This window comes from Allorhizobium sp. nf9_anc (genome assembly GCF_056323085.1).
Genome location: NZ_CM150481.1, coordinates 4,224,396 through 4,248,048, shown reverse-complemented (window position 1 = coordinate 4,248,048; position 23,653 = coordinate 4,224,396). Strand labels below are relative to the sequence as shown.

Here is a 23,653-nt window from a genome sequence, read left to right as displayed (position 1 = left end):
GTGCCACAGACATTGGAGGATGGCGACCTTGACGACCCGTACAGCCGAGCTAGCCGCACGATCTGAAGTGGTCGAGTTAATCCCGGCGCTGCGTGCATTCGCGCGAACCTTCTGTCAGCGACCGGAGGAAGCAGACGACCTCGTCCAGGAGACGCTGACCAAGGCGCTGGCGAACCTCGACAAGTTCGAGCCAGGCACCCGGCTGAAATCCTGGCTCTTCACCATCATGCGCAACACGTTTTGCACCCGCTTCAAGAAAAGCAGCCGCGAGACGGTGGGCCTGCCTGAGGCGGTGACGGCCAAGTTGACCACCGAGGCCAGCCAGGAATGGTCGGTGCAGGCGGAAGAAGTTCGCCGCGCCTTGAACCGTCTGCCGGAACATCACCGGGAAATGCTGGTGCTGATCGTCATGCTGGGCGAACGCTACGAGGACGCCGCGGAGATCTGCGGCTGCGCCGTCGGCACGGTGAAAAGCCGGTTGAGCCGCGCGCGCCAGCAATTGCGCCGGGAGCTTGGCGAGATGGGAACGGACAGCCCCGTCGGATGAAAACGACTGATGCTGAAGACATGGCGACCGAGGGACCGGCGCCATCGACAGACGATGCTGCGGAGCTCTCCGAAATCGGCCTAGTCTACGGTACGGATGCCGAGCCGGGCCTGACCCGACGCCGAAGAGGCAAGGGCTTCTCCTATCATCTGAGCGACGGCACCTTAATTGCAGCACCCGAGGTGCTGACCCGCATCCGCAAGCTCGGTCTGCCGCCTGCCTATGAACGGGTCTGGATCAGTCTCGATCCCCGCAGCCATCTTCAAGCGACGGGTTACGATGCACGGGGGCGCAAACAATACCGCTATCACGCGGACTGGGCCGCCTGGCGCAGCGAGAGAAAGTTTGACGACCTCATCGCCTTCGGTGACGCCCTGCCCTCGATCCGCCGACGGGTGGCGCGCGATCTTGCCGAACATCAGGAGGAGAGCTACTTCCTCCTCTCGGCGCTCATCAGCCTGCTGGACGTCACCTATATGCGCGTCGGCAACCGCGCCTATGCGGAGGAGAACCGCACCTATGGGGCAACGACCCTGCAGAAGCGCCACCTGACATTCGAGCCGGACGGTATCCGCCTGAGTTTCGTTGCGAAGGGTGGCAAGCGCGTACGCCGAAAGCTGCGTCATCCGCGGCTCCAGAAGATCCTCGAAGAAATTGCCGACCTGCCCGGCCGCGACCTGTTTTCCTGGCGTGACGAGCAGGGACAGCTGCACAGGGTGGATTCAGGCCGGCTGAACACCTACCTAGCCGAAATCACCCGATTGAAACTGTCCGCCAAGACCTTCCGCACGTGGGGCGGCAGCGTCGCAGCATTTGGCGAGGCTTGGCGCAGGATGGAAGGCGGGGAGCGTCCCACCATTCGTCAGATGTGCGAGGTCGCCTCGGACAGGCTGCACAACACGCCGACCATCTGCCGCACCAGCTATGTGCACCCCGCCATCCTGGCCCTGGCCGACAAGGAGACAGACCTGGAAATCGCGCGTGAAAGGGTGCTCACCGCCCCTGCCCGTTCGCTGTTGCGCGCCGACGAAAACCGGTTGATGGCGTTTTTGAAGGACGCGCCGGCTGCGGAGAAGCCCTAAGGCTCGATATCAAGCGCACACGAAAAAGGGCCGGCAAAACCGGCCCTTCGACATAACCGCTGACGGATATCAGGCGGCTTTCTTCTGGGCTGCAGCGTTGACAGCCTTTTCCGCAAGCTTCGTCAGCGCTTCATCGGTCTTGGATTCTTCCGCAAGCGTCTCCTCGAGCAGCTTCACGGCATCGGTGTAGCCGAGCTGCTGAGCCCAGGCGCGCAGCGTGCCGTAGCGGCTGATCTCGTAGTGTTCGACGGCCTGCGCGGCCGCCAGGAGACCGGCATCGAGAGCGGGCGAGCCCTTGAATTCTTCCATGATCTCCTCGCCTTCCTCGACGATGCCGTCGATGGCAGGGCAGGTCTTGGCACGCGGACGCTTGCCGATGATTTCGAACACCTGCTGCAGGCGCTCGACCTGGCCTTCGGTCTCTTCCTTGTGCTGCAGGAAGGCGGCCTTCAGCTTCTCGTCCTGGGCACCGCGCGCCATTTTCGGCAGCGCCTTCAGGATCTTCCGTTCGGCGTAGTAGATGTCCTTGAGTGTCTCGTGGAACAGGTCTTCGAGTGTCTTGGTAGCCATTGTCGGTATCTCTTCGGTTTCGGTTCTGGCGAGAGAAGAACCGGCCCGATGGCGCTTTGTTCCGGAGGGCTTTTCCCGTGGCAGTTGGAACGATCCCGGCATCCGGAGGGTTAGCTTTGCAGGTGGCGCAAGGCGTCGCTTCCCCAATCCGAAGGAGGACACAATGGTCAATCGCAACGACAATTGGGATGCCGAGAACGGCCGAAACCGCAACGCCCGACGTGGCCCATCCGGGGATTATGGCCCCGGCGACAGCGGATTTGTGCGCGGCTATGGCGAGAACCGGCCGGATGCGGATCGCTACGACGGAGCGCGCTCGCGAGAACTCGGCATGGACGGCGGTTATGGCGCGAGCGGGTCTCACTATCCCCGCATGGGACAGTCGGACTGGAGCAACGACGACCGTGGGTATCAGGGCGGACCGAGCGACAGAGGCTACGGTGACGACAGCCGCCGCCAGATCCGAGGCAGCGGGCGCGGCAATTACCCGTCTGACAACCCATCCAATCGCGGAGGCTACGGCTCTGCGAACCGGGAAGCCGACGACGACCGCGGCTTTATGGAGCGCGCCGGCGACGAGGTCGCATCCTGGTTCGGCGACAAAGACGCAACCCACCGCCGCGAGATGGACAATCACCGCGGCAAGGGTCCGCGCGGCTATCGCAGAACCGATGCGCGCATTCTGGAAGACGTCAACGACCGCCTTGCCGACGATCCCTCGGTGGATGCCTCCGATATTGAGGTGACGGTGAAGGACGCGGAGGTGACATTGACGGGTCACGTTACCGATCGCTTCGAGAAGCGCCGGGCAGAGGACTGCGTCGAAAATGCCAGTGGCGTCACCCATGTGCAGAACAACCTGCGCATCCGGATATCGGGCGAAGGCAGCGTCATGACGCAGGCCTGAGCGGCAACCTCAGCCGCGAAGGGCGCGCAAGGCATTGAGGATGACGGCGACGTCGATCACCTCCTGCAACAGCGCACCCTGTACCGGCGCGAGATAACCGAGGGCGGCAAGCACCATAGCTCCGCCCGACAACACCAGCCCGGCAACCGCACTTTGCCGGGCGATCTTGCGGGAACGTCTCGCGATCCCGCAGGCGAGCGGCAGGCGCGACAGATCATCGGCGAGCAGCACCACGTCGGCGGCTTCGGAGGAGGCTGCAGACCCCCTGGCGCCGATCGCCACACCGACATCGGCAAGGGCCAGGGCCGGCGAGTCATTGACGCCATCGCCGACCATCATCACCACGCCCCCCAGTTTCTCCTGACGGATCAGGTCGACCTTGCCTTCGGGCGTGAGGTCGCCAGCGACCGCGTCGAGCGCAAGCGTTGACGAGGCTTTCTCCGCGACATCCGTGCGATCGCCGGACGCCATCACGATCCGCCGAACACCTCCCGCCCGAAAGGCGGCAATCGTAGCGCCTGCATCCGTGCGGATGGGATCGGAGAGAAGGATAAGGCCGGCCGCATGCCCGTCGATCCCGACGGCGACGATGGCCGTGCCGCTGTCAGCGCCAGCGCGTGTGAACGCCGAGCCATCCGAAAGCTTCGAAAGCACATAGCCGCTGCCGCCGAGCACGATCTGGCGATCACCGACGCGGCCGGACAATCCACGACCGGGATCCTCCACCACACTTTGCGGGAGGGGCAAAGTCAGCCCGCGCTCAGTCGCGGCCCGCACCAGCGCTTCTGCCGCAACATGGCTGGAGGCCTGGTCGAGCGAGGCGGCGAGTGCAAGGACGTCATCGGCGGTGAAGCCGGCTTCGGCTCGCACATCGCTCACTTCCGGCCTTGCCGAGGTGACTGTGCCCGTCTTGTCGACCACGACGGTGGTCACGGCTGCCAGAGCTTCCAGCGCGCCAGCCGTCTTGACCAGAACACCGTGGGAGGCTGCCCGCGACATGCCGGCAATGACGGCAACGGGAATGGCGAGGATCAGCGGACAGGGGGTGGCAACAACGAGCACGGCCAATGCGCGCGTCGCCTCACCGCTCCACCACCAGGCACCACCGGCAAGGAGCAGCGTGATGCCGAGGAAGACCAGCGCATACCGGTCCGCAAGCCGTGCCATGGGCGCGCGGCTGGCCTGCGCCTGTTCGACGAGACGCACGATGCCGGCATAGGTGCTCTCTTTGGATTGACGCAAGACCAGCAAATCGAAGGCGTCGCCCAACACGGTCGCACCACTGGGCACTTCGGCACCGATTGCGATGGGAACGGGAAGCGATTCGCCCGTCAGCGCCGAGAGGTCGAGCACGGCGGTGGCGGCAAGCAGCCGGCCATCGACCGGCACGACCTCACCCTTGCGCACCAGGATGCGGTCCTGCGGCTTCAGTGCCTCGATAGATACGCTCTCCAGGGACGTGCCGCGATAGAGCATGGCCGTGCGCGAGACACGACCGAGCAGTGCCGTCATATCCCGCCGGGCGCGGCCCTCGGCAAAGCTCTCGAGCAATTGTCCGCCGGCATACATGACCGCAACAATCGCGGCCGCGAGGTTTTCGCCAAGCGCAAGCCCCACCCCGATCGACAGAGCGGCAATCGCATCGACCCCCATGCGACCATTGAGCAGGGCGCGCAGGATATCGATGACGAGTACGACCAGCACGGCGGCAGCGCCGACGAACCAGGCCTTTGCGGCGAGCTGAGGATACTCGGCAATGTAGAGAATTCCACCACCGACGAGACAGAGAAGAGCGAGCCCGGCAAGCATGACGGGCAGGCTCTCACGCAATCGTGTCGGCTGCAAAAAGTCCGGCATGGTCAGAATCCCGAGGCGCTGGTGCGAGGTCGAAATCGGCCTCTCTTGCTGCTCTTCCCTTTCCCTTGTAGAGCCTTCTGAGCATGAAGCAATCGGACGTAAGCAGCATGATCGACAACGCCCGGCCCCGCCGCCTCTCAGTCCTCGGCTCGACCGGCTCGATCGGCGTCAACACGCTCGATGTCGTCGAGCAACTCGGTGGCCGCGACGCCTTCGAGGTCATGGCGCTCACCGGCAATGGCAATCTCGATCTGCTCGCCGATCAGGCGCGTCGCACCGGCGCCAAACTCGCCGTCACCGCCGACGAGAGCCAGTACATGGCGCTGAAGGACCTGCTTGCCGGATCAGGTATCGACGTTGCCGCCGGCTTGAGCGGACTGGACGAGGCAGCCGATATGGATGCCGGCTGGGTGATGGCGGCAATCGTCGGCACGGCGGGCTTGCCCCCGACCCTCAAGGCTGCCGCACGCGGCGCCGACATCGCGCTCGCCAACAAGGAATGCCTCGTCTCCGCCGGCCACCTCTTCGTCGATGCGGTCAAGAAGGGTGGCGGACGCCTGATCCCCGTCGACAGCGAACACTCGGCAATCTTCCAGTGCCTGGAGCAGGATCAGCGGCACGCGCTCGAGCGGATCGTGCTAACCGCCTCGGGTGGCCCCTTCCGCACCCATAGCCGCGAACAGATGGCCAATGTCACCGTGCAGACGGCGCGCACCCATCCCAACTGGTCGATGGGCCTGAAGATCTCCGTCGGCAGCGCCTCGATGTTCAACAAGGCGCTGGAGATGATCGAGGCCAAGCACCTCTTCGACGTTCGGCCCGACCAGATCGAGGTCGTCGTGCATCCGCAGTCAATCATCCACTCCATGGTGGGTTACACCGACGGCTCCGTCATCGCCCAGCTCGGCGTGCCGGACATGCGCACGGCCATCGGCTATGCGCTGACCTATCCCAAGCGTCCAGCGCTGAATGTCGACCGGCTCGACTTTGCCAAGCTGGCAAGGCTCGATTTCGAAGCCCCGGACGAGACTAGGTTCCCGGCCCTGCGGCTTGCCCGCACGGCACTCGAACGTGGTGGCATGCAGGGCGCCATCCTGAACGCCGCCGAAGAAACCGCCTTCAACGCTTTCGTCGAGGACAAGATCCGCTTCCTCGACATGGCCGACGTGGTCGAGACGGTCATGGACGCGATGGTCGAGGGCGTGCCGGCAGACACGATCGACGACGTCTTTGCCGCCGATCGCGAGGCGAGGCGCAAGGCGGCAGAGGTGATTGCCGCGAGATAATCAGAAGCTCACCGATCGTAGACGGCGGCACGGAGCATTTCCGGATAAGCGCCGTTGCAGCCTTCGAGCGCATTGTTGGTGAGGCTGACAACAGTGAGCTTCTCGGCCGGATCGATGAACCAGGTGTTGCCATAGACGCCACCCCACTGGATGACACCTTTCGGCAATGCGGTTCCCGCTGCGGCCGGGTCCGTGACCAGCCCGCCGACAAAGGTGAAGCGATAGCCTGGCTCACCCTCGATCTCCGCGATCTGGTTGGAGAGCGCGGCTTTGGCCATGGTCGCAGAGAAGAGACCCGCTCCGTCCTTTCGCAACATTTCGAGCAGACGCATCACGTCCTGCGCGGTGCCCGCCATCCCCGCACCGCCCGACTGGAAGGCTCTGGGGTTGAAGGTGCGCCCCGGCGAAAAGACAGTCCGCCAGTTTTCCTCATCGCCGCTGACCCAGGGGTCCGGCATGCGAACGGGTCGATCCGGGTCATCGGCATAGGCAACCGCGAGGCGCGCGGGATCCGTCACATGAAAGCGCGCGTCGGCCATGCCAAGCGGGCCGGTGACATAATGGATGACGGCATCTTCAAGCGTCCCTCCATGCAGGGCAGCAAGGACACCGCCGAGAATGTCCGTGGCAAAGGAATAGGCCCAGCGACTGCCAGGCTCGAAGGCGAGCGGGATGGCGTTGTGGCGGCTGAAATTGTCTTCGAGGCTCAGATCCGTATTGCCGAGGCCGAGCGTCATGCGCTGTCCCTCCGGAAGGAGCTCCAGAGCCGGATCGTACAGCAGACCGGATGTGTGGGTGAGAAGATGGCGGATGGTGATCGCGCCTTCGCGACCATCGGGCGCCTTTGGTCGGAACCAGGGCAGATAGTGCGAGACGCGGTCGTCGAGCTTGAGCAGCCCCTTATCGATCATCGCAAGGGCCGTGACCGCAACGATCGGCTTGGTGACGGAGGCATAGCGGAAGATCGTATCGAGACGGATAGGCAACCCGGCTTCGCGATCGGCAAAACCCGCTGCCTTTTCAAGGATCGGTTCGCCATCCTGATACACCAGCACCACGGCGCCCGTAATGCGTTCTTCCTCGATCACCCTGTCGACCAGGGCATTCACGCGTGCGGCAATACTCACGTTCTCAAAACCTCCCAAAGAAAAATGCGGGCTCCGTTTCCGGAACCCGCATCTTTATGAAGGTCTGTTATGGCCCGATCAAGCCACCGCGCGGGCGAGCGCGCAGCGCGACCAGAGCTGGTGCAGCGAGCCGACCAGATGCTCGAGATCGGCATCGGAATGCAGAGGAGTCGGAGTGATGCGCAGCCGCTCGGTCTTCTTCGGCACCGTCGGATAGTTGATCGGCTGCACATAGATGGAACAGTTATCGAGCAGCAGGTCGGAGATCCACTTGCACTTCGACGCATCGCCGACCAGAACAGGCACGATATGGCTCGGGTTCTGCACATGCGGAATGCCGGCCTTGTCAAGCATGAAGCGCAGACGGCGCACGCGCTCCTGATGGGCAAAGCGTTCGACCTGGCTGGTCTTCAGATGGCGGATAGAGGCGACCGCACCGGCAGCAAGCGCCGGCGGCAGCGCCGTCGTGAAGATGAAGCCAGAGGCAAACGAGCGGACAAAATCACACAGAGCGGTCGAGGCGGCGATATAGCCACCCATGACGCCGAAGGCCTTGCCGAGCGTGCCTTCGATGATCGTCAGGCGATCCATCAGGCCTTCGCGCTCGGCGATACCGCCACCATGGGCGCCGTACATGCCGACCGCATGAACTTCGTCGAGATAGGTCATCGCGCCATACTTGTCGGCGAGATCGCAGATTTCCTTGATCGGCGCGATATCGCCATCCATCGAATAGACGGATTCGAATGCGATCATCTTCGGCGCGCGCGGATCGGCAGCGGCAAGCTTGGCTTCCAGATCCTTGACGTCGTTGTGCTTCCAGATGACGCGCTCTGCCTTGGAATGGCGGATACCTTCAATCATCGAAGCGTGGTTGAGCGCATCCGAGAAGATGATCAGGCCGGGGATTTTGGCACCGAGCGTGCCGAGCGCTGCCCAGTTCGAGACATAGCCCGAGGTGAAGATCAGCGCCGATTCCTTGCCGTGCAGATCGGCAAGTTCGCGCTCAAGAAGAACGTGGTAGTGATTGGTGCCAGAGATATTCCGGGTGCCTCCCGCACCCGCGCCACAGTCATCGATGGCCTGTTTCATGGCGTCGATGACGAGCGGGTTCTGGCCCATGCCGAGATAGTCGTTGGAGCACCAGACGGTCACCTCCTGGGTGCCGTTTTCGGTGTAGCGGGTCGCGCGGGGGAAATTGCCGCGCTGGCGTTCCAAATCAGCGAAGACGCGGTACCGGCCTTCCTCGTGAAGCCCCGCGAGCTGATCCTTGAAAAACGCCTCGAAATCCATGCCTAAACTCCAGTCTACGACACTCTTTTGTGTCTCTACGGCGTCGGGGTCAACCCCGGTTTTGTAAATTCATTCTAAACTGCGACAAATGGCGCGAACATTAGAACGCTTGCACATAAATACTAACGGATCATGCCAAAGCAAACTTGATCTGCGTCAAACCTAGAGAAAAAGGACGGCCTAAGCCGCCCTTTTTCCGTTCTTGCAGGAAAAGCAGCGCAATCAGGAGGCCTGAACAGCTCGCTTTGCCATGACGCGGATCAGATTTGCGCGGTATTCTGCAGTGCAATGTAGGTCTGACATGAGCTCCGACGAATCAATTTCGACACCTGCGACAGCTTGCGCTGACCAGTCTGTCGAAAGGGCCGCTTCGAGACCGGCATGGCGGAAGACGCCGGACGATCCTGCACCGGTCACGGCAACACGCACGCCGCCTGAACTCTTCGAGACGAAGACACCGGTCATCGCATAACGCGAGGCCGGATTGGCGAACTTGGCATAGCCTGCCTTTTCCGGAGCCTCGAAACGGATCGCCGTGATGATCTCGTCGTCAGCCAACGCCGTCTCGAACAGGCCGACGAAGAAATCGTCCGCCGCGATCTCGCGAGTATTGGTGACCACCGTCGCCCCGAGGCCAAGCACGGCTGAGGGGTAGTCGGCAGCCGGATCGTCATTGGCAACGGAGCCGCCGATGGTGCCAAGGTGACGCACATGCGGATCGCCGATCAGCGAGGCGAGATGGCAGATCGCCGGGCAGACTGCGCGGATGGCCGCCGAAGAGGCGACCTCCGCATGAGTGACCGCAGCACCGATGGTGACCTGACGGCCATTGACCGTGACGCCCTTCATCGACGCGATATGCCGGAGATCAACGAGGTCAGACGGCTGGGCGAGGCGCTGCTTCAGCGCAGCGATCAGCGTTTGGCCGCCGGCGATGAACTTGCCGTCTTCGGCGCCGGAGAGAAGTTTACCGGCATCCTCGATCGACGAGGCGCGATGATAGCTGGTGGAATAGAGCTGCATGGTTCTCTCCTTCCTTATTCGGCGGCCTGGCGGGTCGCATTGGCCTGGAGCGCACTCCAGACGGCAAGCGGCGTCGCCGGCATGTTGAGGTCGTTGTTGCCGATCGCATCGGTGATCGCGTTCATCAGCGCTGGTGGCGATCCGATGGCCCCGGCCTCGCCGCAGCCCTTGATGCCGAGCGGATTGCCCGGGCACGGCGTGTTCTGGTGCGAGACGTTGAAGGACGGCAGATCGTCGGCGCGCGGCATGGCGTAATCCATGTAGCTTGCCGTCAGCAGCTGACCGGTCTGCGGATCGTAATGCACGGCCTCCAGCAGCGCCTGGCCGATGCCCTGTGCGATGCCGCCATGCACCTGGCCCTCAACGATCATCGGGTTGATGATGTTGCCGAAGTCGTCGGCCGCGACGAACTGCACGATCTCGGTCTTGCCGGTTTCCGGATCGACCTCGACTTCCGCGATGTAGCAGCCGGCCGGGAAGGTGAAGTTGGAGGGATCGTAGAAGGCGCCCTCCTTCAGACCCGGCTCCATGCCGGAGGGAAGGTTGTGGGCGGTATATGCGGCAAGCGCGACCTGGAACCAGGGCAGCGTCTTGTCGGTGCCAGCGACCTTGAGCTCGCCATTCTCGATGACGATGTCGCTCTCGTCGGCTTCCATCAGATGGGCGGCGATCTTTTTCGCCTTGGCTTCGACCTTGTCGAGCGCCTTGACGATGGCCGACATGCCGACAGCACCGGAACGGGAGCCATAGGTGCCCATGCCCATCTGCACCTTGTCGGTATCGCCGTGGACGATGGAGACATTGTCGATCGGCAGGCCGAAGCGTTCGGAGACGAGCTGGGCGAAGGTGGTCTCGTGACCCTGGCCATGGCTGTGCGAGCCGGTGAGCACTTCGACAGTGCCGACCGCATTGACGCGGACCTCGGCGGATTCCCATAGACCCACACCGGCACCCAGCGAGCCGACCGCCGCCGACGGCGCGATGCCGCAGGCCTCTATGTAGCAGCTCATGCCGATCCCGCGCAGCTTGCCGCGACGCGCCGCTTCCGCCTTGCGAGCCGGGAAACCGTTCCAGTCGGCTGCAGACATGGCGGCTTCCAGCGAGGCGTCGTAGTCGCCCGCGTCGTAACACATGATCACAGGCGTCTGGTACGGGAAGGTCCGGACGAAGTTCTGCCGGCGCAGATCTGCCGGAGAAACGCCCAGTTCGCGCGCGGCCGTCTCGACGGTTCGTTCCAGGAGATAGGTCGCCTCCGGACGCCCGGCGCCGCGATAGGCGTCGACCGGCACCGTATTGGTGTAGACCGTGCGCACATTGGCGTGGATCGCCGGGATCGCATACTGGCCCGACAGCAGCGTCGCATAGAGATAGGTCGGAACCGAGGACGAGAAGAGCGACATATAGGCGCCGAGATTGGCGATCGTGTCGACCTTGAGCCCGATGATGTTGTGGTCCTTGTCGAAGGCCATCTTCACCTTCGAGACGTGGTCGCGACCATGGGCGTCGGTGAGGAAGGCCTCGGTGCGATCGGAGGTCCACTTGACCGGCACGCCGGTCTTCTTGGAGGCCCAGAGACAGACCACTTCTTCCGGATAGATATAGATCTTCGAGCCGAAGCCACCGCCCACATCGGGCGCGATGACACGCAGCTTGTGCTCAGGCGCCACATTGTAGAAGGCGCTCATCACCAGGCGCGCGACATGCGGGTTCTGCGAGGTGGTGTAGCAGGTGTAATGGTCTTCCGCCCCGTCATAGATGCCGAGCGTCGCGCGCGGCTCCATCGGGTTCGGCGACAGACGGTTGTTGAAGATGTCGATCTCTGTGACATGGGCGGCACTGGCGATCGCGGCATCGGCAGCAGCACTGTCACCGATCTCCCAGTCGAAGATCAGGTTCCCTGGCGCTTCCGGATGCAGTTGCGGCGCGCCTGATTTCAGGGCGTCGACGGCACCGGTGACGACCGGCAGCTCTTCATATTCGACCACCACGGCTTCCGAGGCATCGCGCGCCTCGCCGATGCTGTCGGCCACGACGATGGCGACCGCGTCACCGACGTAGCGAACGGTTTCATGTGCCAGCGGACGCCAGGCGCCCATCTTCATCGGCGTGCCATCCTTGGAATGGATCATCCAGCCGCAGATCAGGTTGCCGATGCCATCGGCCAGAAGCTGCTTGCCGTCGAGCACATCGATGACGCCAGGCATGGCCTTGGCGGCGGCGACATCGATCGACTTGATCTTCGCATGTGCATAAGGCGAACGGACAAAATAGGCATATTTCATGCCCGGGACGACCATGTCGTCGGTATACCGGCCCTTGCCGGTCAGAAAACGCTTGTCTTCCTTGCGCGCCACACGCGCGCCGATTCCTTCAACACCCATTGTCTTCTCCTCCAGAGAAACAGGACTTCAGGCAGTCGGACAGAGGCAATTGCAGTCGGCATCGCAGAGGCCTTGGTCAGGCGCTCGGTCGCGGCGACCGGAACTGCCGAAGTCCTTATTCGGCGGCCTGGCGGCCGGCGGTCATCGCTTCATTGGCCGAAAGCACGGCCTTGACGATGTTGTGGTAGCCCGTGCAGCGACAGATATTGCCTTCGAGCTCATGGCGGACAGTGGCTTCGTCGAGCGCACCGTTGTGACGACAGATCATGTCGAGCGCGGTCATCACCATGCCGGGCGTGCAGAAGCCGCATTGCAGGCCGTGATGCTCTTTGAAGGCGGCCTGCACTGGATGCAGCTCGCCGCCGGAAGAGAGGCCCTCGATCGTCGTGATCGACGATCCCGAGGCCTGGACGGCCAGGATCGAACAGCTCTTGATCGACTTGCCGTCCATGTGAACGACGCAGGTTCCGCATTGCGTGGTATCGCAACCCACATGCGTTCCCGTCAGACCAAGTTTTTCGCGAATGAAATGCACGAGCAGGGTGCGATCCTCGCACTCTCCGCTCACTGTCCGGCCATTCACCGTCAGTGTCACTTTAGCCATCTTGTTCCTCCTCGTGTCTCTCCCGGACACGAGACGCATGGTGTGAGTTTTGTGTGACATGTGCAACTGTCCAGAAGGTCGCAAACGAAAAATTCTGTGCCGCATTGCAGCATCAAACCGCCTGTAAATCCTGGGTTCATCTTCGATGCCTCATGCAATGGAACCACCCGCGAGGGTGTGAGCCACGACCATGGACTTTCCCCCGGTCAAGGCTATGCTCAAGGAAGCCTGAAGCCGCCCGGGGGAGAGCTCGAGCGGTGGGGCATGCTGTCAAAAACAAGACCGGCTCGCCCGGACGCGTGGAACTTGGAGAGATGAAGATGAAGAAAGCTCTTGTGCTGATGCTGGTCGGCCTCACGGTCGCAGGCTGCACCCAGACGGAACGCGGCGCAGGTATCGGCGCTGCCTCCGGCGCGATCATCGGTGGCATTGCCACAGGCAACGTCCGGGGCGCTGCAGTCGGCGCAGCAATCGGTGGCGTTGCAGGCGCCGTCATCGGCAATGTCTCGGAACAGCCCGGACAGTGCTACTACCGCGACCGCTACGGTAACCGTTACATCGACGCCTGCCCGCGCGGCTACTAAGGTCGCCCGTCGCAATAGAAACAGGGCGGGGAGATCACACTCCCCGCCTTTTTTCGTAACTGCTCAAAAAGGGGGTATGCGTTGCGACGCATTTACGCCTAAGTTGTCCGGTGGGTGGGGCACGCCTGACAGATCGCGATGAAAGCGACATGCGTAGACCGAGTGGATGGACATTGCCGAAGTATAGTCTTGCGTTACGGCTAGGGCTCGTATTGTCCGTCGCCAGCCCCCTTCTGCCAGCTGTGGCCACGGAAGCAGCCGCATTCGAGATCTTCGGAATTCGTCTTTTCGGCAGCGATGAGGCGGGCCGCGACGTGATCGACCCGCTGGATTACACGATCACCCTCGACACCGGTGAGGCCGACCGTACGCTCCGGAAATCGCTGGAGCGGACTTCGCTGCTGCTGGCGGAGGAAGACGATCCCGTATCGGGCGATCTCGGACTGGTCATCAAGGCCCGCGACGACCGCGACCGCCTGATTGCGACGCTCTATGAAAACGCCCTTTATGGCGGCGTGGTCTCCGTGACGATCGATGGCCACGACATCGACAGCCTGCCCCCCAATCCAAGCTTCGACCGGTCACGGCCTGTGCCCGTATCGATTACCATTCAGCCCGGAGCGACATTCACCCTGGGCGAAGTCCGTCTCGAAGGAGATGCCGCCCGCCTCGATCCCGCCGAGTTCGATCTGGTGCGAGGAGAGAAGGCAGGCTCTCTGACGATCCTGAAGGCTGCCGAGGCCATGGCCCTCAAGCTCAAGGAAGAAGGCCGCCCCCTGACCGAGGTGACGCGCCGCGACGTGGTGGCCGATCACGAGACGCAGACCATCGATCTGACAATTGCGGTCGAGGCTGGCCCGGTCGCTCCCCTTGGCGTCGTCACCGTGAAGGGTGGTCGATCCGTAAACTCCGACTTCATCGCCTATTACTCGCGCCTCCGGCCCGGCCAGACCTATTCACCCGAACAGTTGCGTAAAGCCGGCGAACGTCTGCGCACGCTCGGCGTCTTCTCCTCGGTCACGGTCAATGAGGCCGAGGGTCTGGAAGCGGACGGATCCTTGCCCATCGGCATCGTGGTCTCGGAAGGAAAGCATCGCTATTTCGGCGTCGGCGCCAGCTATTCATCCGTCGATGGTGGCGGCATTGAAGGCTACTGGGGCCATCGAAACCTCTTCGGCCAGGCGGAATCGCTGCGGATCGAGGGATCGGTGCGCGGGCTGGGCGAGCTCGAGAATGTCAGTGACGTCTCGTCGCTCGACTACACGGCAGGTATCACCTTCATCAAGCCAGGCGCCTTCGTTCCCTCGGGAACGCTTGAGGCCAGCATCAAGGGCAGCACGCTGGAGACCGACTATTACGATGCCGCCACGGTGACGGGTAAGGTCTCCTACGCCTATGAACTGACCGATTTCGACACCGTCAACGCGGGCGTTTCGCTCGCCTATGACAGCATCGACGACGCCTTTGGCGACGACAACGAGTACCTGACCTTCGGCTTGCCGATGGGCTATGTCAGGGACACCCGCGACAACCGGCTGAACGCAACCGAAGGCCACTACGGCACCGTGACGCTGACGCCGAGCTATGATTTCTTCGGCCAGACCTTCTTCACATCGCTCGAAGGCTCGATCTCGGCCTATCTCGGCTTTGGCGAGGAGGATCGTTTCGTGCTCGCCGGTCGCCTGAGCGCCGGCTCCCTGGTCGGCGGCGGCGATCTCTCTGCCATCCCCGCCACAAGGCGTTTCTTCTCCGGCGGCGGTGGATCGGTGCGCGGTTATGCCTTCCAGGAAATCACGCCTTACAACGCCGCCGATGAAGGCACCGGTGGCCGCTCCTATGTGACGGCCAATCTGGAAGCACGCATCAACGTGACGGATACAATCGGCATCGTGCCCTTTCTCGATATCGGCACAGTCGCGGACAACACCGTGCCCGATTTCAATGACATCAAGATGGGTGCCGGTGTCGGGCTGCGTTACATGACCCCGTTCGGCCCTTTGAGGCTGGATGTGGCAGTTCCGCTGGATCCTTACGATGGCGGCAGCCGTTATGCCATCTATGCCGGCATTGGTCAGAGCTTCTGACCGAGCAAGACAGGACGACAGTAAGCATGATCTGGTTGAAGCGCATCCTGACCTGGACGATCCGGCTCATGGGCGGCCTCGTGGCCGCGATGATCGCGCTGTTCGTCGTCGTGATCCTGGTCGGTGGCTTCTCCCGAACGGGGAGCCAGTTTCTGGCCGACCGGATCGCAGCACTTGTCTCGACCGATAACAGACAGATCACCCTCTCCGGCACCGGCCCGCTCTTGAGCAGCCAGTTTTCGGTGGAGCGGATTACGGTCGCCGACAGCGAGGGTGTCTACGCCTCGATCGAAGACCTGGCGCTCGACTGGACGCCGCGGGACCTGATCCGCAAGCGCTTCACGGCAGAGCGTATCTCGGCACGGCAAGTCACCGTCAGCCGCGCGCCCCTGCCCTCGACAGAGCCGCAACCGGAAACCGATGAACCTTTCTCGCTGCCGGTTGAAATCGACATCGCGACCATAGACCTGCCCTCGATCGCCATTGGTGAAGCGCTCATCGAGCGCGAACTCCCCTTATCAGCGCAAGGGTCGCTGCAGATCGTCGGCGACACGATCGCCAGCCGGCTGACCGCGACGCGTCTGGACGAACCCGGCAACAATGCCGTTGTCGATCTCCTCTATGCGCCGAACGACAACCAGCTGCGCGTCAATCTCGATTATCAGGAACCCGCAGCAGGCCTTCTCGGCGAGCAGCTGCAACTGCCGGGCCAGCCGGCACTGGCCATCGAGGTCGATGGTGACGGACCTCTGGACGACTGGGCCGGCCAGATTATGGCCTCGCTGGATGGAGAGCGCACGATCACCGTCGACGCGACCCACAAGCTCGCCGCAGACGGTACGCGCGCCCTGACCGCAACAGGTGGCGGCCGCTTCTCGGGGCTTCTGCCGCCCGAGCTGCGCGACATCTTCGCGGGCGAGACGGCAATCGATCTGGCGACGATACTCGGCACCGACGGATCGGTGGCGATCGAAAGGGGCCGCTTCACGACTGCCTCGGCGGAAGTCACAGCCGCCGGACGTTACGATCCGAACGGCCAGAATGACTTGCGTCTTTCGGCTCGCGCAACCGGCGAACCCGTCGGCATCACCTCGCAATCGCCGGACTTCACGGGCGGCCTGAAGCTGCGGAGCCTGGATCTGGCCCTCAACGGACAGGCTCCGGCAGCAGCGCTCTCGCTGCGCGCCGACCTGGCAGAGCTCAGCCTTCCCCAGGGCACGTTCTCGGACATCGCGCTGACTGCCGACAGTGACAGTTTCGACCTCGCCAACCGGCAGGGCCCGGTAAACCTCGGGGTCACCGTGCAGGGAACTGCCATCCGCGATACCGAAATCCGGCCTTATATCCGCGGCCCGCTGACGCTCACGGCACCGCTGATCGTCTCCACAGAAGCCATTTCCTTCGAGCAACTCGTCTTTGACAGCAATGGCCTCGACCTGCAGGGGTCCGGCACCTACACGCTGGCCAGCAATGGCTTTTCCGGCAGGCTCGCCGTTCAGGCCGTGCCCGACCTTTTGCCGCCAGCGCTATCGAGCCGCCTGCAGGGGCCGGTAGATCTGTCTGCCCGTGTCGATTTCGTCGCGCCGCGCGCCATTGCGCTGCGCGAGATCGTGCTCGCCACCGACATTGCCCAGGCGGAAGGTTCTCTCTCCCTGGATCAAGACGGCATTCTGGCCACTGATCTGACGGGCCAACTCCGCGATATCGGCCTCTTCGTCGAGCGTATTCAGGCGCCTGCCTCCTTCAATCTCTCGGCATCCGGTCCGCTCGACGCCCTGGAGGCGACGGTCAACCTCGCGGTCGATGAAGGGCAGGCAGCCGGTTATCGCATCGAAAATCTCACCGTTGTGGTCGATGGCGTTGCCAATCGGCAAGCACCGAGCGGCAATCTGACAGTCAGCGGTCGGATCGATGGGAAACCGCTGGACGCCAAGGCCGAGGTAGTGAGCGCCGAGGGCAGGACGACAGTCGATGCGATCGATCTCGCGATCGGCCCGAACCGCCTGACCGGCGCGCTCAATCTTGGCCCGGACTTCCTACCGGCCGGGGATGTGTCCTTCGATTTTCCTGATATCAGCCTGCTTGCCGCTCTCGCCGGTCAGACGATCGGTGGCGATCTCAAGGGAAATGTCTCCCTCCAGTCGACGGAGGGCAGGCTCTCCGCCGACGTCGAGGCCTCCGGCTCTGCCATTACGCAGGGCAATCTCGCCATCAGCGAACCGCGCGTCGACCTGAGAGTGACGGATGTCTCGGCTCTTGCCGCAGAGGGCACCATCCGCGCAACGAGCGCCGCCTCAGGCGCGAACCGGCTGGAAAGCGTGGCGCTCGATTTCACCCGGGCGGGCTCCGAAACGGAGTTTAACCTCTCTGGGCAATACGACAACGCGCCTGTCGTTCTGCGGGGAGCACTCAGTCAGAACCCGGATGGCCTTTCCGTGGCCGTACAGGAGTTGCGTGCGACGCCGCGCGGCATTGCGCTTGCCCTGGCAAACCCGACTTCGGTTCGCATCGCCGACGGAGAAGTTTCCATCGCTGACACGGTGATCTCAGCAGGCTCCGGCCGCGTGGCTGTGTCCGGCACCGTCGGTGAGGCGCTCGATCTCACCGCAAATATCCAGGCTCTTCCGGCCTCGCTCGCAGCGACCCTTGCTCCGCAACTTTCCCCGGAAGGGAGCATTTCCGGCACCGTCACGGTCGGCGGCTCGCCATCGGCGCCGGTCGCAGACTACAGGCTCGACTGGCAAGGCGCGGCAATCGCCCAAACACGGAGTGCGGGTCTCGCCCCCTTCGGGATCACCGCCAATGGTCGTTTCGAAAACCAGACCCTCACCCTTGAAAGCGGCATCGACGGCGGTGGCATCGGCCTCACCGCAGGCGGAAATGTCTCGCTTCAGAACGGCCCGGGCCTCGATATCCGGGTTCAGGGAGAGGTTCCTCTCTCTGCCGCCAATGGCCAACTCGCGGCTCAGGGCCTCGTTGCCGAAGGCAATGCCAGCGTCAACCTGACGATCGGCGGCACCGGAGCCGAGCCGCGGATCACCGGCACGGTATCGACCAGCGGCGCCCGAATTGTCGACGTCAGACGCAACCTCGCAATCGAGCAGATCGCAACGACGGTGAACCTCACCGGCACCCGGGCTGAGATTGGCAGCCTGACCGGGAACCTCGCGACCGGCGGTCGTGTCTCGGCGAGCGGCAGCATCGATATCGCAAGCCCCGGCCTGCCGGCCGACCTGACAATCAACCTCGACCAGGCCGTTTATGTCGATGGCAACACCGTGACCAGCACGGCAGATGGCAGGCTGACCCTCACGGGGCAGTTGCTGAACGGCCCGACACTTGCGGGCGCGATCAACCTGTCGCGCACCTCGATCACTCTGTCCGAGAGCCGCCCGGCAAGCCTGCAGGCGCTGGATATCGAGCATCGCAATGCACCGGCTGCGGTTCAGCGTCAGCAACGCGAGCAGCAGCCGGCGGAAGGTCGCTCGTCGAGCGCGCCGATTGCGCTCGACCTCACGATTTCCTCGCCCACCCAGACCTTTGTGCGCGGACGCGGCATTGATGCCGAGCTTGGCGGGACGATCTCATTGACCGGCTCGGCGGCAGCGCCCGTGGTCTCCGGCGCCTTCGAACTGCGGCGCGGTCGGATGCAAATCCTGACGAAGCGCCTCGACATCACACGTGCAACGATCACCTTCGGCGGCGACCTCGTTCCCCTTCTCGATCTCGAAGCGACCACGACCTCGGGCAACGCCACCATCGTCATTCTGCTGACCGGACTTGCCAGCAATCCGCAGGTGAGCTTCAGCTCGACACCGTCCCTGCCCCAAGACGAAATCCTGGCACAGCTGATCTTCGGGCAATCCTTGTCGCGGCTCTCACCGCTGCAGATCGCGCAGCTTGCCGATGCTGCAGCCCAGCTCGCCGGCGGGCGCGGCACCTCGCTGTTCCAGTCACTGCGCAGCACGCTCGGCATCGACGATCTCGATATCTCCACGGATGAAACCGGCGGCACCAGCATCAGCGCCGGCAAGTATCTCAACGACCGCACCTATATCGAGTTGCAGCAGAGTGGCAGCGGTGGCGCCAAGGCGGTGATCAATCTCGACATCGGTCGAGGCTTGAAGCTGAAGGGTGAGGCCGGCGGATCCGGCGCCGGTGGCGGCATCTTCTACGAGAAGGAATACTGACCCGCGGGGCGAGGCTCACTGCCCACGCGTCAGGCCACCTTGCTGGTTTTCAGGAGAATGTTGGATTCGGTGAAGTTGATGCCCTCGATCAACCGGATCCGTCTCAGCGTCTCGTCGAAACTGGCGAGATCCCGCTCTTCCAGCTCGGCGATGAAATCCCATTTGCCATTGGTACTGTGCAGCGAACGGACCTGCGGCATGCCGCGCAGCTGATGGGCCACGCGATCGGCGAACTTGCCGACAACCTCGATCATGATGATGGCCCGCACACCCGTCGGCTGGATTTCGCTGCCTGTGAGAATCGTGAATGCGGCAATCGTCCCGTTCGCCACGAGCCGGTCGATCCGCGCAGAAATCGTCGCGCGCGAGGCGCCGGTCATGGCAGCGAGAGACGCGACAGGCAGGCGGGCATTCTGGCGAAGCGCGCCGAGGATGCTGCGGTCGAGATCGTCCATCTTTACAAACTGTCACATGCTGGTTGCGATATGCGCAAACTATAGCGCTTTGTGACGAAGTTCCACCTTTTTGACAACGGCAGTTTGGCCGATCATGGCGCGACACGACAGATAAGGACGAGACATGGACAAGCAGCAGAAAACCGTGGCGCTGATCGGGGTACCTCTCGAGGAAGGGTCCGGACGTGGTGGTTGCGCCATGGGTCCGGCGGCCTACCGCATTGCCGGCATTGCATCTGCCCTTGGTGATCTTGGGTTTCAGGTCGAGGATCGTGGCGATCTTCGACCTGCACCGGCATCCGATCTTCCCGAGATGGAGCGCGCCAAACATCTGCCGATCGTCGGCGCCTTCACCCGGGCGATCGAAGCGGAGACCTATGGGGCGGCGGCCGGTGGTGCAGTTCCGATCTTGCTCGGCGGCGACCACAGCCTGTCCATGGGCAGCGTATCCGGCATGGCCCGCTATGCGGCAGAACTCGGGCGCCCACTTTACGTCCTGTGGCTCGACGCCCATTCGGACTTCAACGCGCCGGAAACCTCGCCCTCGGGCAATATCCACGGCATGCCGGTCGCCTTCTTCTGCGGCAAGGCGGAGTTCGCCCCGATCCTGAGCCCAGATCGTCCCTTCGTCGATCCCAAGCGCGTCTACCAGATCGGCATCCGCTCGGTGGACGAGGAAGAGCGCCGTCTGATCCGGGAGAACGCGGTCAACGTCTTCGACATGCGGGCCGTCGACGAAGAAGGCATGGGCAGCATCGTCAAACGCATCCTGGCGGACGTCCGCGCGGCAGGCGGCCTTTTGCATGTGAGCCTCGACGTCGACTTCCTCGATCCGGACGTGGCGCCCGGCGTCGGCACGACAGTTCCGGGTGGCGCAACCTTCCGCGAGGCACATCTCATCATGGAACTGCTGCACGATAGCGAGCTGGTCTCTTCACTCGATCTGGTGGAACTGAACCCCTTCCTGGACGATCGCGGCCGAAGCGCCCGCGTCATGGTGGAACTGGCAGCCAGCCTGTTTGGCAGACGCATCCTCGATCGTCCGACAAGGGGCGGTTGAGCACGCCTCTTGTCTATCCCCTTCCCGCGAAGTGAATGAATTTTTGCGGTCAGCGCTGATCTTCGTCAATTTTCCCTATGTATTTCTGGAGGGTATGATCGATTTTCGCTCACTCTTTTATGCGAAAATCGTTGAACATTGACGATTGCTTAAATCCACAAGGCTAAAATTGGCACATTGACGCCGATCTGCGGCGCAAAGCCATCTTGGGGGTTCATATGGCATTGATTACGTTTCCGGGGCTTGAATCAAAGTCGGTTCTCGACGCTTTGAGCCGTTCGCAGGCGGTCATCGAGTTCAAGCTCGACGGCACGATCATCACGGCGAATGAGAATTTCTGTCGGGCGCTGGGCTACAGCCTGGAAGAGATCAAGGGCAAGCATCACCGTATCTTCTGTGATCCGGCTTATACGACGACCGCCGACTATCGCGATTTCTGGGTCATGCTGAACAAGGGGCAGTTCGAGAGCCGCGAATACAAGCGCTTCAAGAAGGACGGCGGCGAGATCTGGATACAGGCCTCCTATAACCCTGTCTTCCGCGGCGGCAAGCTCTGGAAGATCGTCAAGTTCGCCACGGATATCACGGCGGCCAAACTCAAATCTGCGGAAGACACCGGCAAGCTCGAAGCGATCTCTCGCGTTCAGGCCACGATCGAGTTTACGCCGGCAGGCGAAATCCTCACCGCCAACGAGAATTTCCTGTCGACCCTCGGCTACACGCTGGGTGAAATCGCCGGCAAGCATCACTCCATGTTCTGCGAGCCGGACTATACCCGCTCCGAAGCCTATCGCGACTTCTGGAAGACACTGGCCTCAGGCCAGTTCGTGTCCCAGGAATTCAAGCGCATCGGCAAGGGCGGCAAGGTGGTCTGGATCCAGGCCTCCTACAACCCGATCTTCGATGCCAGCGGTCGTGTCTTCAAGGTGGTGAAATACGCAACCGACATTACGGGTCGGGTCAATGCCGTCGACGAAATCGCGAAGGGATTGACGGCGCTCGCCCAGGGCGACCTGACGGCAACCATCGACAAGCCCTTTATCCCCTCGCTCGAACAGATCCGCGTCGACTTCAACACCGCCATGGGGCGCGTCGCAGCCGCGATGCAGAATGTCAGCCACAACACGGACGCCATTGCCTCGGGCTCGTCGCAGATCCGCGAAGCCTCCGACAATCTGGCGAAACGCACAGAGCAACAGGCAGCAGCCGTTGAGGAAACGGCAGCCGCGCTCGAACAGATCACCCAGACCGTCGCCGACAGCTCGAAGCGAGCCAACGAAGCCGGGCATCTTGTGGCGCGCACCAAGGAAGGGGCTGAAAAGTCCGGCTTCGTGGTCAAGAACGCGATCAAGGCCATGGGCCAGATCGAAAACTCCTCCAAGGAGATTTCGAACATCATCGGCGTGATCGACGACATCGCCTTCCAGACCAACCTGCTAGCCCTGAACGCAGGCGTCGAGGCAGCCCGCGCGGGCGAAGCCGGAAAGGGCTTCGCAGTGGTCGCTCAGGAAGTCCGAGAACTCGCTCAACGCTCGGCAACGGCCGCGAAAGAGATCAAGGCGCTGATCAACACCTCCTCCGATCAGGTGAAGACCGGCGTGCAGCTTGTCGGCGAGACAGGCAAGGCGCTCGAACAGATCGTCACCGAAGTTCAAGACATCAACCGCAACGTTATTGCGATCGTCGAAGCCTCGCGCGAACAATCGACCGGCCTCGCGGAGATCAACAAGGCGGTCAACGCCATGGATCAGAACACCCAGCAGAACGCGGCCATGGTCGAAGAATCGACCGCTGCAAGCCACAGCCTCGCAAAACAGGCCTCTGCACTGCGCGAACTGGTGTCACAGTTTAGAATTGGGCAACACTCTTCGCATAAAGTCATGGAAGCGCGTCCCGATGCTTCACCTGTAGCATCACCGGCACGCAAACTCATGGCGAGTGTCGCTCGCGCCGCAGGTGGCGCCGCTGCCGCCAAGGTACAGGAAGGTTGGGAAGATTTCTAATGGCAACTATCAGCTCCACCAGCTTCGGCAGCGAGACCCTCGAGATCATCGCCTTCCGGCTTCATGATCAGGAGTTCTGCGTCAAGACAACGACCATCCGCGAAATTCGCGGCTGGGCGCCGTCCACGCCGATCCCGCATGCGCCGGCCGATGTTATCGGTGTCATGAACCTTCGCGGCTCGGTTATTCCGATCATCGACCTTGCCTACAAGCTCGGCATGAAGAGCACCGTCGCTAACGAGCGTTCGGCCATCGTCGTCGCCGAAGTCCACAACATGGTCATCGGCATGCTGGTCGACCGCGTTTCGGACATCCTGACCATCCCGTCGAGCCAGGTTCAGCCGGTTCCGGAAGTCTCGGCCTCCTTCGACAAGACCTTCTCGGAAGGCATCATTGCCAACGAGAACGGCATGATCTGCTTCCTGAACCTCGCCAAGATGTTCAAGGGCAGCGATCTGGAAGACCTGGCCGCCTGATCAGGCTAAAGACCATCCGTTTGGAAAGGGCAGCGCTTCACGGCGCTGTCCTTTCGCGTTCCAGCACCCGGTTGATCTCCGCGTCGCACTGCCCTACCAGACGGCAACAAATCCGGGAGGCGAG

Annotated in this window: 18 protein-coding genes; 10 read left to right on the top strand and 8 right to left on the bottom strand. The window is 62.6% G+C overall.

Features of this window, described 5'->3' with window-relative positions; all coding sequences use genetic code 11:
• Positions 1-19: 19 nt before the first annotated feature.
• Positions 20-547: a sigma-70 family RNA polymerase sigma factor gene (locus tag AC02Y0_RS20645; protein ID WP_476380918.1), complete on the top strand. Its 528-nt coding sequence runs from the start codon at positions 20-22 to the stop codon at positions 545-547.
• Positions 544-1,629, top strand: a complete 1,086-nt coding sequence (locus AC02Y0_RS20640; RefSeq protein WP_476380916.1) for a DNA topoisomerase IB — start codon at positions 544-546, stop codon at positions 1,627-1,629. The genes AC02Y0_RS20645 and AC02Y0_RS20640 overlap by 4 nt, the downstream gene beginning before the upstream one ends.
• Before the next feature lie 69 nt (positions 1,630-1,698).
• Here the strand turns inward: AC02Y0_RS20640 and AC02Y0_RS20635 are convergent, their stop codons facing one another.
• The gene (locus tag AC02Y0_RS20635) at positions 1,699-2,199 is read right to left on the bottom strand and encodes a YciE/YciF ferroxidase family protein (RefSeq protein WP_476380914.1); all 501 of its coding nucleotides are present in this window, start codon (positions 2,197-2,199) and stop codon (positions 1,699-1,701) included.
• A 163-nt stretch (positions 2,200-2,362) separates the two neighbouring features.
• Here AC02Y0_RS20635 and AC02Y0_RS20630 point away from each other — a divergent pair, with 163 nt between their 5' ends.
• Positions 2,363-3,106, top strand: coding sequence for a BON domain-containing protein (locus AC02Y0_RS20630; RefSeq protein ID WP_476380912.1), 744 nt, complete (start codon positions 2,363-2,365; stop codon positions 3,104-3,106).
• 9 nt (positions 3,107-3,115) lie between these two features.
• On the opposite strand, the gene AC02Y0_RS20625 is transcribed toward AC02Y0_RS20630, so the two are convergent.
• A complete protein-coding gene (locus AC02Y0_RS20625) occupies positions 3,116-4,963 on the bottom strand; it encodes a heavy metal translocating P-type ATPase (protein ID WP_476380910.1) in 1,848 nt (615 codons plus the stop codon).
• Positions 4,964-5,070: 107 nt separating this feature from the next.
• On the opposite strand from AC02Y0_RS20625, the gene dxr reads away from it, so the two are divergent.
• The gene (dxr, locus tag AC02Y0_RS20620) at positions 5,071-6,249 is read left to right on the top strand and encodes a 1-deoxy-D-xylulose-5-phosphate reductoisomerase (RefSeq protein WP_476380909.1); all 1,179 of its coding nucleotides are present in this window, start codon (positions 5,071-5,073) and stop codon (positions 6,247-6,249) included.
• Positions 6,250-6,257: 8 nt separating this feature from the next.
• On the opposite strand, the gene AC02Y0_RS20615 is transcribed toward dxr, so the two are convergent.
• From AC02Y0_RS20615 to AC02Y0_RS20595, 5 genes are all read right to left on the bottom strand, one after another.
• Complete coding sequence (locus AC02Y0_RS20615) at positions 6,258-7,376, bottom strand: serine hydrolase domain-containing protein (protein WP_476380907.1); 1,119 nt, start codon at positions 7,374-7,376, stop codon at positions 6,258-6,260.
• A 78-nt stretch (positions 7,377-7,454) separates the two neighbouring features.
• Positions 7,455-8,669: a 5-aminolevulinate synthase gene (gene hemA / locus AC02Y0_RS20610; RefSeq protein WP_444556951.1), complete on the bottom strand. Its 1,215-nt coding sequence runs from the start codon at positions 8,667-8,669 to the stop codon at positions 7,455-7,457.
• Between the two features lie 222 nt (positions 8,670-8,891).
• Positions 8,892-9,692: an FAD binding domain-containing protein gene (locus tag AC02Y0_RS20605; protein ID WP_476380905.1), complete on the bottom strand. Its 801-nt coding sequence runs from the start codon at positions 9,690-9,692 to the stop codon at positions 8,892-8,894.
• 14 nt (positions 9,693-9,706) lie between these two features.
• Positions 9,707-12,073: a xanthine dehydrogenase family protein molybdopterin-binding subunit gene (locus AC02Y0_RS20600; RefSeq protein WP_476380903.1), complete on the bottom strand. Its 2,367-nt coding sequence runs from the start codon at positions 12,071-12,073 to the stop codon at positions 9,707-9,709.
• 115 nt (positions 12,074-12,188) lie between these two features.
• A complete protein-coding gene (locus tag AC02Y0_RS20595) occupies positions 12,189-12,677 on the bottom strand; it encodes a (2Fe-2S)-binding protein (protein WP_054149870.1) in 489 nt (162 codons plus the stop codon).
• A 320-nt stretch (positions 12,678-12,997) separates the two neighbouring features.
• Here AC02Y0_RS20595 and AC02Y0_RS20590 point away from each other — a divergent pair, with 320 nt between their 5' ends.
• The 3 genes from AC02Y0_RS20590 to AC02Y0_RS20580 all read left to right on the top strand — a co-directional run bounded on the left by AC02Y0_RS20590 (position 12,998) and on the right by AC02Y0_RS20580 (position 19,535).
• Entirely contained in the window at positions 12,998-13,261 is a 264-nt protein-coding gene (locus AC02Y0_RS20590) for a glycine zipper domain-containing protein (RefSeq protein ID WP_102021253.1), read from the top strand.
• A gap of 149 nt (positions 13,262-13,410) precedes the next feature.
• Positions 13,411-15,345, top strand: a complete 1,935-nt coding sequence (locus AC02Y0_RS20585; protein ID WP_476380900.1) for an autotransporter assembly complex protein TamA — start codon at positions 13,411-13,413, stop codon at positions 15,343-15,345.
• A gap of 26 nt (positions 15,346-15,371) precedes the next feature.
• On the top strand, positions 15,372-19,535 hold the full coding sequence (locus tag AC02Y0_RS20580; protein ID WP_476380899.1) for a translocation/assembly module TamB domain-containing protein: 4,164 nt from the start codon (positions 15,372-15,374) through the stop codon (positions 19,533-19,535).
• A gap of 29 nt (positions 19,536-19,564) precedes the next feature.
• Here the strand turns inward: AC02Y0_RS20580 and AC02Y0_RS20575 are convergent, their stop codons facing one another.
• On the bottom strand, positions 19,565-19,990 hold the full coding sequence (locus tag AC02Y0_RS20575; RefSeq protein ID WP_102020963.1) for an Lrp/AsnC family transcriptional regulator: 426 nt from the start codon (positions 19,988-19,990) through the stop codon (positions 19,565-19,567).
• Between the two features lie 124 nt (positions 19,991-20,114).
• On the opposite strand from AC02Y0_RS20575, the gene rocF reads away from it, so the two are divergent.
• The 3 genes from rocF to AC02Y0_RS20560 all read left to right on the top strand — a co-directional run bounded on the left by rocF (position 20,115) and on the right by AC02Y0_RS20560 (position 23,529).
• Entirely contained in the window at positions 20,115-21,050 is a 936-nt protein-coding gene (gene rocF, locus AC02Y0_RS20570; RefSeq protein WP_476380897.1) for an arginase, read from the top strand.
• A gap of 218 nt (positions 21,051-21,268) precedes the next feature.
• A complete protein-coding gene (locus AC02Y0_RS20565) occupies positions 21,269-23,053 on the top strand; it encodes a methyl-accepting chemotaxis protein (RefSeq protein ID WP_476380895.1) in 1,785 nt (594 codons plus the stop codon).
• The gene (locus tag AC02Y0_RS20560; protein ID WP_006724495.1) at positions 23,053-23,529 is read left to right on the top strand and encodes a chemotaxis protein CheW; all 477 of its coding nucleotides are present in this window, start codon (positions 23,053-23,055) and stop codon (positions 23,527-23,529) included. Before AC02Y0_RS20565 ends, AC02Y0_RS20560 begins: the two co-directional genes overlap by 1 nt.
• Positions 23,530-23,653 lie beyond the last annotated feature (124 nt).